The 9,540-nt window shown below is 66.9% G+C and carries 8 protein-coding genes; 2 read left to right on the top strand and 6 right to left on the bottom strand.

The window, feature by feature from the left end; genetic code table 11:
- Nucleotides 1-127: 127 nt before the first annotated feature.
- Entirely contained in the window at nt 128-1,111 is a 984-nt protein-coding gene (locus tag HMPREF3114_RS00040; protein WP_005418854.1) for a LysR family transcriptional regulator, read from the bottom strand.
- 209 nt (nt 1,112-1,320) lie between these two features.
- On the opposite strand from HMPREF3114_RS00040, the gene cysK reads away from it, so the two are divergent.
- The gene (gene cysK, locus HMPREF3114_RS00035) at nt 1,321-2,280 is read left to right on the top strand and encodes a cysteine synthase A (RefSeq protein WP_053500969.1); all 960 of its coding nucleotides are present in this window, start codon (nt 1,321-1,323) and stop codon (nt 2,278-2,280) included.
- A 237-nt stretch (nt 2,281-2,517) separates the two neighbouring features.
- Nucleotides 2,518-3,117, top strand: a complete 600-nt coding sequence (locus HMPREF3114_RS00030; protein ID WP_070488698.1) for an O-acetyl-ADP-ribose deacetylase — start codon at nt 2,518-2,520, stop codon at nt 3,115-3,117.
- 92 nt (nt 3,118-3,209) lie between these two features.
- On the opposite strand, the gene HMPREF3114_RS00025 is transcribed toward HMPREF3114_RS00030, so the two are convergent.
- The 5 genes from HMPREF3114_RS00025 to HMPREF3114_RS00005 form a co-directional block, all read right to left on the bottom strand.
- A complete protein-coding gene (locus tag HMPREF3114_RS00025; RefSeq protein ID WP_053500965.1) occupies nt 3,210-4,352 on the bottom strand; it encodes a hypothetical protein in 1,143 nt (380 codons plus the stop codon).
- A gap of 129 nt (nt 4,353-4,481) precedes the next feature.
- A complete protein-coding gene (locus HMPREF3114_RS00020) occupies nt 4,482-5,486 on the bottom strand; it encodes a class I fructose-bisphosphate aldolase (protein WP_005418861.1) in 1,005 nt (334 codons plus the stop codon).
- A 167-nt stretch (nt 5,487-5,653) separates the two neighbouring features.
- Nucleotides 5,654-7,120, bottom strand: a complete 1,467-nt coding sequence (gene pyk / locus HMPREF3114_RS00015) for a pyruvate kinase (RefSeq protein ID WP_005418863.1) — start codon at nt 7,118-7,120, stop codon at nt 5,654-5,656.
- Between the two features lie 213 nt (nt 7,121-7,333).
- The gene (locus HMPREF3114_RS00010) at nt 7,334-7,987 is read right to left on the bottom strand and encodes an HAD hydrolase-like protein (RefSeq protein WP_053500963.1); all 654 of its coding nucleotides are present in this window, start codon (nt 7,985-7,987) and stop codon (nt 7,334-7,336) included.
- A complete protein-coding gene (locus tag HMPREF3114_RS00005; protein ID WP_005418866.1) occupies nt 7,984-9,159 on the bottom strand; it encodes a phosphoglycerate kinase in 1,176 nt (391 codons plus the stop codon). Before HMPREF3114_RS00005 ends, HMPREF3114_RS00010 begins: the two co-directional genes overlap by 4 nt.
- Nucleotides 9,160-9,540: the final 381 nt, after the last annotated feature.

Here is a 9,540-nt window from a genome sequence, read left to right as displayed (position 1 = left end):
GCAGCGTCCCCGCACTCCGACACCGCCCCGCCAACCCACGGAATGCCGCTTCTGCTGTTGCTGTTGCTGTTGCTGTTGCCTTTGTCCGCAGCAGGTGCAGGGCTGCAAGCCCTGCTCGACCAACCCCTCACACCGTGATGGTCTGGGTCAATGACTCCCACGTCGGCGGCACCGGCCAGGCGGCGGCCTGGTTGCCATCCAGCACCCTGCGCAGATCGCGCGGATCAATCTGTGGGGCCAGCACGTGCACGAGCTCCAGCGCGTAATCACGCAGCACGCGGTCGCGCGGCAACACCGCCCAGGCGATGCACTCGCTGATCGGATCCGGCGCCGGCCACGACCTCAGGTCTTCGTCATTGGAACTGACCGCCATCTCGGCCAGCAGGCCTACGCCCAGGCCCGTGCGCACGTAGGTCTTGATCAGGTCGGCATCGAGCGCGGTCAGCGCCAGGTCGGGCACCAGCCCATTGGCGGCGAAGGCGCGTTGCAGGGAAGAGTTCGGTCGGGTCGAGGATTCGTAGCTGATCAACGGCTGGCGGGCCAGCGCGGCCAGGTCCGGTGCACGGCCGGCGCGGTCCAACGGGTGGCCCTTGGGTACCACCACCAGGCGCCGCCAGCGGAACAGCGGCACTGCGATGCCGTCGGTTGGCTCACCGCCTGCGGTGCTGATGATGGCGATATCGGCGTCACCCTGGTTCAAGCGGTCCAGCGCGTCGGTTTCACCGGCCTGCTGCAGGTGCACGCTGACCTGCGGATAGGCCTGCTTGATCGCCGCCACCGCCGGCGGCAACACGAAGCGCGCCTGGGTGTGCGTGGTGGTCAGGATCAGCTGGCCCTGGCTTTCGCGCCGCTGGTTTGCCGCATACGTTCGGATGTTGTTGGCTTCGGCCAGCACTGCGCGGGCACGCGCGATGACTTCGGTGCCGGCCGGGGTAACCGACTCCAGGCTGCGCCCCTTGCGCACGAACAGCAGGAAGCCGAGCTCGTCCTCCAGCTGCTTGAGCTGCTTGGACAGGCCGGGCTGGGTGGCGTGCACGCGCGAGGCGGCCAGCGTGATGTTCAGCTCGGCGTCGGCGATGGCTACCAGGTAGCGCAGCTGGGTCAGCGTCATGGGCAGGCAGGCGGCATGGGGCGGAAGTCCACTCTAGGGTCAATTGCCGTCACCAGCTTATAACCAAAGGTTGTTTAAGAAAGGTATCTGGTCATTTCCGGGCGTCATATGCCGGCGCTACGGTCAGCCGGCAGCCGCTGGCCTGAACGGCCAGCCCTCCCCCCTTCGCCCGCCGTGACCCGTCGCGGCCCCGTTTCCGGAGCGCTCCCATGGCCCTGTACGACTCCATCCTCGATACCGTCGGCAACACCCCCATCGTCAGGCTGCAGCGCCTGGCGCCGCCACAGGTCAGCGTCTACGCCAAGGTCGAGTCGTTCAACCCGGGCGGCTCGGTGAAGGACCGCCTGGCGCTGGCGATCATCCTCGATGCCGAAGCACGCGGCCTGCTCAAGCCGGGCGACACGATCGTGGAGGCCACCTCGGGCAACACCGGCGTGGCACTGGCGATGGTCGCCGCCGCGCGCGGCTACAAGTTCGTGGCCACCATGGTCGAAACCTTCTCGGTCGAGCGCCGCAAGCTGATGCGTGCCTACGGCGCCAAGGTGATCCTGACCCCGGCCGCCGAGCGCGGCAGCGGCATGGTGCGCAGGGCGGCCGAGCTGGCCGAGCAGCACGGCTGGTTCCTGGCCAGCCAGTTCGCCAACCCGGCCAACCCGGCGTATCACCGCAACACCACCGCTGCCGAGATCCTGCGCGACTTCGCCGGCAAGCGGCTGGACTACTTCGTCAGCGGCTGGGGCACCGGCGGCACGCTCACTGGCGTAGGCGAAGTGCTGAAGGTGGCACGCCCGCAGGCCCGCATCATCGCCACCGAACCGGCCGGCGCCGCCCTGCTCAAGGGGGATGACTGGAAGCCGCACAAGATCCAGGGCTGGACCCCGGACTTCGTGCCGGACGTGCTCAACCGCGACGTGGTGGATGAACTGGTCTCGGTCGAAGACGATCGTGCGATCACCACCGCGCGTCGCCTGGCCGCCGAGGAAGGCATCTTCGTCGGCATCTCCGCCGGCGCCACCGTGGCCAGCGCGCTGGACATCGCTGCCCGCGCTGAACCGGGCTCGGTGATCCTTGCGATGCTGCCGGACACCGGTGAACGTTACTTCTCCACGCCGCTGTTCGCCGATGTGAACGAAGGATCCGACGACGACTGGCTGGCCGGCCTGCCGTGATGCGATCCGCCGGGCATGGCCCGGCGCTACCGACGTCCGACTGCAGGTAGCGCCGGGCCGTGCCCGGCGTGCGCCCTGCTTCAGCCTGCGTGAAGGCGTCGCCCGCCATCGTGCGCGAAGGCCGTTGGATCGCAGCGCGTGAGACGGTCATGACGCAGCATCGATGCCCTGTCCCCTACCGTGGGAACAGCCGGCGCAGATGCTGCGCGGATCACCTCACAGGCAGGAGACGGACGCATGAAGATCGAGGTTTGGCAGGGCGACATCACGACCCTGGCGGTGGATGCGATCGTCAACGCGGCCAATGAAACGCTGCTCGGTGGCGGCGGTGTCGACGGCGCGATCCATCGTGCGGCCGGCCCCGCCTTGCGGGCAGAGTGCGAGCGGTTGCCGGAGCTGCGCCCGGGCGTGCGTTGCCCGACGGGTGAAGTGCGCGCCACCGGTGCCCATGCGTTGCCGGCGCGCCATGTACTGCACACGGTAGGCCCGATCTGGCACGACGGCCAGCGCGATGAACCGGCGTTGCTGGCCAACTGCTACTGGAAGTCACTGCAGCTGGCCGAATCACTGGGCGTGCAGTCCATCGCCTTCCCGGCGATCAGCTGCGGCGTGTATGGCTATCCGTTGTACCAGGCCGCGCAGATCGCTGTCACCGAAACACTGGCCTGGCAGCGCAGCCATGCGCAACCGATGCGCATCGTGCTGGTGGCGTTCAATACCGCGACGGCCAAGGCCTACCAGCAGGCGTTGAGCGCCGCCGGGCAAAGCGCGGACAGCGAACCGCGCGGGTCGCTGCTGCCGCCGCTGGGGGATGCGGGCTTTGCCGCCGCGCACTGAACCGTGGTGCTTCAGGTAAAAGAAAAGGCCGGGCATTGCCCGGCCTTTTCCGTTGCAGCGTAGTGCTCTTCCACGCACGGCGTGGATCACACTCAGCGACTGGAGGCTTCCACCGCGGCGGCATCATCGGCCACGGCGGCTGCGTCGGCCGCGGCACGTGCCGCCGAGGCTGCGGCCCCGTCGGCGCTCGCGCCATCCACCTGCACGCGCACTTCCACCATGCCTGCGCCATTGTTCAGGCTGGACACATCGACGGTGTAGTGACCGGCCGGCAGGGTCTCTTCCAGGCGTGAATTGGTACCGTTGCCGCCGTCGTCGTCCGTCAGCTCGACATCGCCGCCAACCACGCGCAGCAGGGTATCGACCTGGCTGGAGATCGCATCCAGGCGCACATCGGCCGGGCGGTCCAGGGACAGCAGGAAGCGGCGGCGGCCATCGTTGTCGAGCATCGTGTACACGCTCCCCGACTTCGGCAGCGCCGTACCATCGCGCTCGACCAGATTGCCGGGCAGCTCGATGCGGGTGGCCGACAGGGTGAACATGCCGCTGACGCCGTCGCCCAGGCCACGCGCGGTCAGGGTGTACTTGCCCGGCTTCAGCGACAGGGTCAGGCGCGAGTTGGTGCTGTCACCGCCGTCGTCATTCTCGGCATCCACGCCCTGGCCCGACAGCTTCAGCACTGGATCGAAGACATCCGACACCAGGCGGATCTCGTACAGGCCGGCCTTGTCCACCTGCAGGGTGTAATCCTGGGAACCACCGGCCAGCATGTCGACGATCTCGCCGCTGCCCGCCAGCGGCTTGCCGTCGTACGGCACCAGCTTCTCGGCACGCAGGCGGTACGGACCATAGTCGGTCGAGCCGTTGGCGTTGACCGCCACCTGGTAGATGCCGCCACCGTTGGCACGGAAGGCCAGCGAGACGTCGCCTTCGCGCTCGTAGCCGGTGTTGCTGCTGGCCACCAGGCTGCCGTTGCTGAATACGGCAATCGAGCCGCTCAGCGAACCGGTCAGCTTCAGTCCGACCAGTTGCTTGTCTTCCAGCTTGATCTGGTAGAGCTGGTGGTGGCTGCCGTCGTTGTAGTTGATACCGCTGCGCGAGGTGATCTCGCCGGAAACCGGCTTGTCGAAATCGAGCGACGCGGCCTTGCCTGCGTCACCACCGCCACCGAGACGGTTGCAACCGCCGGCGACCAGGACCGTGGCTACGGCCAGTGTGATTGCTGCCAAACGCATGTTGTTTCTCCTTGGCCTTCCATGTGGTTCCCACGCACCGGCCAGGCGCATGGGGGCGGAAAAGATACCCGCAAAAGCAAACGCCGGCGTGATGCCGGCGCTGCCTTGTTCATCCAGCGATGGGACGGATCAACCGTTCCACTTGCCCAGCGCCGCCAGGCCGTTGTCCCTGGCGCGCTCGTACACGGTCTTCTGGGCAGCAGCGTAGTTGCCCTTCATGTCCTTGGCCCACAGCTTCAACGCGGCCTGCTGCATGGCGCGGCCGTAGGAGAAGCTCAGCGGCCACGGCAGGTTGCCCAGCTGGTTCATCGCGTTCAGGTGCTCGGTGGACTGCTCGTCGCTCTGGCCACCGGACAGGAACACGACGCCCGGCAGGATCGCCGGCACGGTGCTCTTCAGGCACATCACCGTCGACTCGGCCACTTCCTCGACGTCGGCCTGCTCATCGCAGCCCTTGCCGGAGATGACCATCGACGCCTTCAGGATGGTGCCTTCCAGCAGCACGTTCTGCTGGTACAGGGCGTCGAACAGCGAACGCAGGGTGGCTTCGGTGACTTCGTAGCAGGTCTCGATGTCATGATCGCCGTCCATGATCACTTCCGGCTCGACCATCGGCACCAGGCCGCATTCCTGGCACAGCGCTGCATAGCGGGCCAGCGCATGGGCGTTGGATTCGATGCAGGTACCCGACGGGATGCTCTCGCCGATGTTGATGACTGCACGCCACTTGGCGAAGCGCGCGCCCAGCTTGTAGTACTCCTGCAGGCGCTCACGCAGGCCATCGAGGCCTTCGGTCACCAGCTCGCCCGGGCAGCCGGCCAGCGGGTGCGCACCCTTGTCCACCTTGATGCCCGGAATCATGCCGTGGTCGGCCATGTACTTGGCGAACGGCACGCCGTCCTTGGTCGACTGGCGGATGGTTTCGTCAAACAGGATGGCGCCGGAAATGTGCTCGTTGAGCTTCGGCGTGGTCAGCAGCAGCTCGCGGTAGGCGCGACGGTTCTCCTCGGTGTTCTCGATACCGACGCCGGCGAAACGCTTGGCGATGGTAGCGGTGGATTCGTCGATCGCGATGATGCCCTTGCCCGGGGCGACCATGGCCTGGGCGGTTTCAGCCAGCTGTTCGATGCTCATGTATTTCCTGTGGCGGGTGCGGGAAAAACACAAGTATAGCCCCGCGGCCCGTTGCCTCGGTGTCGAGGTCAGGATGGAAACGATTCCAATGTCCGCACAGGACAACGGATGTCCTGCTGGGTTGGGGTCGGATCCGCGCAGCGGCTCCGACCCGATGTGGCCAGCGCTTACAGGTCGCCCAGGCCGATGGCGCGGCCATCCTCACCCACTTCCAGCAGGCGCAGGGTATTGGTGGCACCGTGGGTTTCCATGTGCTCGCCACTGGTGAACACGACGCGATCACCAGCCTGCAGCAGTTCCGATTCCACCAGCAGGCGGATGCTGCCGCGCGCGGCTTCACGCGGGGTCAGGCCGCGGCTGTCGAAGTTGATCGGGAACACATCGCGCATCAGCGCCATCTGCCGGCGCGCACCGTCATGGCGGGTCACCGCGAACACCGGCGCCTTGGCCCGGAAACGCGACAGGTAACGTGCGGTGCCACCGGATTCGGTCATCGCCACGATCGCGCGCACGCCCACATGCTGCGACAGGAACATGGTGGCCATGGCAATCGCCTGGTCGGCACGTTCCAGGTTGCGCGGCGACGCGTTGAAGTCGGTCTCGGTCTGGAACTGGCGCTCGGCCCCCAGGCAGATGCGTGCCATCGCCTCCACGGCCTTGACCGGGTAGGCGCCAGCGGCAGTTTCCGCCGACAGCATCACTGCGTCGGTGCCGTCGATGACCGAGTTGGCCACGTCCAGTACTTCGGCGCGGGTCGGGATCGGGCTTTCCACCATCGACTGCAGCATCTGCGTGGCGGTGATCACCACCTTGTTCTGCGCCAGCGAGGCCTTGATGATCTTCTTCTGCAGGCCCGGCAGCTCGGCATCGCCGATTTCCACGCCCAGGTCGCCACGGGCGACCATCACCACGTCGCTGGCCTCGACGATTTCTTCCAGGTTCTCGATTGCCTCGGTGCGCTCGATCTTCGACACCAGCGCGGCATCACAGCCGTGCGAACGGGCGATGTCGCGCGCATCGTTCATGTCCTGCGCATTGCGGCAGAACGACACGGCGATGAAGTCCACGCCGATCTTGGCAACGATGCCGATCAGCTCCTTGTCGCGCTCGGTCAGCGCACCCAGCGAGAGGCCGCCGCCCTGCTTGTTCAGGCCCTTGCGGTCGGACAACACACCATCGTTGAGCACGGTGTTGACGATACGGTCGCCCTGTACTTCCACCACCTGCAACTGCATCAGGCCGTCGTCGAGCAGCAGCACATCACCCGGGCCGACGTCCTGCGGCAGGCCGAGGTAGCTCACGCCCACCTCGCTGGCAGTGCCCGGGCCGGCGTTCTCGCTGGCGATCAGGTCGAAGCGGTCGCCCGCCTTCAGCTGCACCTTGCCTTCGGCGAAGCGCTCGATGCGGATCTTCGGGCCCGGCAGGTCGGCCAGGATGCCCACTTCCACACCCACGCGGGCCGCAGCGGCACGCACTTCGGCGGCACGCTTGGCCTGGCCGGACGGATCGCCATGGCTGAAGTTCAGGCGCACCACGTTGACGCCGGCGCGGAACAGATCCTCCAGCACGCCCGGCGGGTCAGTGGCCGGACCGAGGGTGGCAAGGATCTTGGTGCGACGCTGACGCTCGAACATGGTGGATGGGCCTCTCCCGATAAAGAACGGAAATTAGCACATCCTTCACGCCGCATGTATACGGTTACAGCCTTGTGCCGCCTGACTTCGCGGGTCATGGAACGGACATCATCCGGACATACGCTGGCGCAGGGGGCGGTTCTGTGGAGCCGAGCCCATGCTCGGCTGGGCATAGGCCGCAGCAGCCGAGCATGGGCTCGGCTCTACAGGAGCCTAGGCCAACAGCGTCGTCAGCTGCGCCGGCTCACGTGCCAGCTGGCTGGCACCGGCTTCGGTCAATTCCGCCTCTCCGCCAAAGCCCCACAGCACGCCGACACTACGCAGGCCATGGTGGCGCGCGCCTTCGATGTCCATGCGCCGGTCGCCGATCATCCAGCACTGTGCAGGCTGCACCTGCAGCCGGCGCAGTGCCTCGCCGACCAGTTCCGGCTTGTGGCTGCGCGAGCCATCCAGGGTTGAACCGACGATCTCCTCGAACAGCCCACCGAACGGCAGGTGGGCGAGGATGCGGCGCGCGTGCGGCTCGTTCTTGGCGGTGACCACCGCCAGCCGGTGTCCACGGCCATGCAGCGTGCGCAGCGTGCCTTCCACCTGCGGGTACACCGTGTGCTCGCGCCAGCCTTCGACGTCGAAGCGCTCCCGGTAGTAGCCCACGGCCTGTTCCACCCGCGCCGGTTCGACGAACAACGGCGCGAAGGTGGTGCGCAGCGAAGGACCGATCCAGCCCAGCAGGGTTTCCTGCGGCGGCACCGGATGGTCCATCTTCTGCAGCGCATAGGCGATGCAGGCGGTGATGCCCACCTGCGAATCGATCAGCGTGCCGTCAAGATCGAAGAACAGCACATCCTTGCCGCGCTCGGCGCTCATGCGCCGCGCGCGTCGAGTGCGGCGACAGCCGGCAGGGTCTTGCCTTCCAGGAATTCCAGGAACGCACCACCACCAGTGGAGATGTAGCTGACGTCGCCGGCGATATCGAACTTGTCGACTGCGGCCAGGGTGTCGCCACCGCCGGCGATGGAGAACGCCTTCGAGCTGGCGATCGCGCGGGCCAGCGCTTCGGTGCCCTTGCTGAAGGACTCGAACTCGAACACGCCGACCGGGCCGTTCCAGACCACGGTGCCGGCCTTCTCGATCAGCTGCGCGTACTGCGCGGCGGTCTGCGGGCCGATGTCCAGGATCAGGTCGTCTTCGGCAACGGCATCGACCGCCTTCACTTCCGCGGCAGCGTCGGGCAGGAACTGCTTGGCGGTGACCACGTCAACCGGCAGCGGAATATCGGCGCCGCGTGCCTTGGCATCGGCCACGATCTTCTTCGCGGTATCCAGCAGGTCCGGCTCGTACAGGGACTTGCCGACGTTGTAGCCAGCTGCGGCGATGAAGGTGTTGGCGATGCCGCCACCGACGATCAGCTGGTCGACCTTGCCAACCAGATTGGCCAGCAACTCCAGCTTGGTGCTGACCTTGCTGCCGGCGACGATGGCCAGCAGCGGCTTGGCCGGTGCATCCAGCGCCTGCGCCAGCGCGTCCAGCTCGGCCATCAGCAGCGGGCCACCGGCCGCGACCGGTGCGAAGCGGATGACACCATGGGTGGAGGCCTGCGCACGGTGCGCGGTACCGAAGGCATCCATCACGAACACGTCGCACAGGGCGGCGTACTTCTTCGACAGGGCCTCGTCATCCTTGCCCTCGCCGACGTTCATGCGGCAGTTTTCCAGCAGCACCAGCTGGCCCGGCTGCACGTCGACGCCGTCGACCCAGTCGCGCACCAGCGGAACGTCGCGGCCCAGCAGTTCGGACAGGCGCTGGGCGACCGGTGCCAGCGAATCGGCCTCGCTCCACACGCCTTCCTTCGGGCGCCCCAGGTGCGAGGTGACCATCACCGCCGCGCCCTGCTCCAGCGCGCGCTTGAGCGTCGGCAACGAAGCGGTGATGCGCTGTTCGGAGGTGATGCGGCCATTCTCGATCGGCACGTTCAGATCCTGGCGGATCAGCACGCGCTTGCCGGAGAGGTCGAGGTCGGTCATGCGGACAATGGACATGGGCAACTCTTTGGCTCGGGGACGGGATGCCGGTCTGCGGCAGACGGCCATTGTATCGGGTGCGGCTGGCGGGAGGGCCGATGCCTGCGGCAGGCAGAGGCGCAGGGCAAATGCAACAGCAACGGCAACGGCCAAAGCGCTGGCGCTTCGTGGTGCTGTGAGTGGGCCGGGGTGGTGTGGGCTGGCAGGGGACGCCGTGAATCCGTCCCTGGAGGCTTGGCAGCCGCATCCATGCGGCTGACACCCCTGCCACCCCACACCACCCCGGCCTCGACAGGTTCATGAGGCGGGGCGGATGGCAAAGGCAGGAGCAAGAGCGCTTTCTGGTGTCGGGTGGAGAAAGAACAGGGTCAGATCCGTTTTCCTGCGGAAAACGGATCT

Origin of the sequence: Stenotrophomonas sp. HMSC10F07, from assembly GCF_001807895.1 — a bacterium.
Classification (GTDB): domain Bacteria; phylum Pseudomonadota; class Gammaproteobacteria; order Xanthomonadales; family Xanthomonadaceae; genus Stenotrophomonas; species Stenotrophomonas sepilia.
Note: the sequence above shows the minus strand (reverse complement) of the source record. Positions and strands in the feature narration are given on the sequence as shown.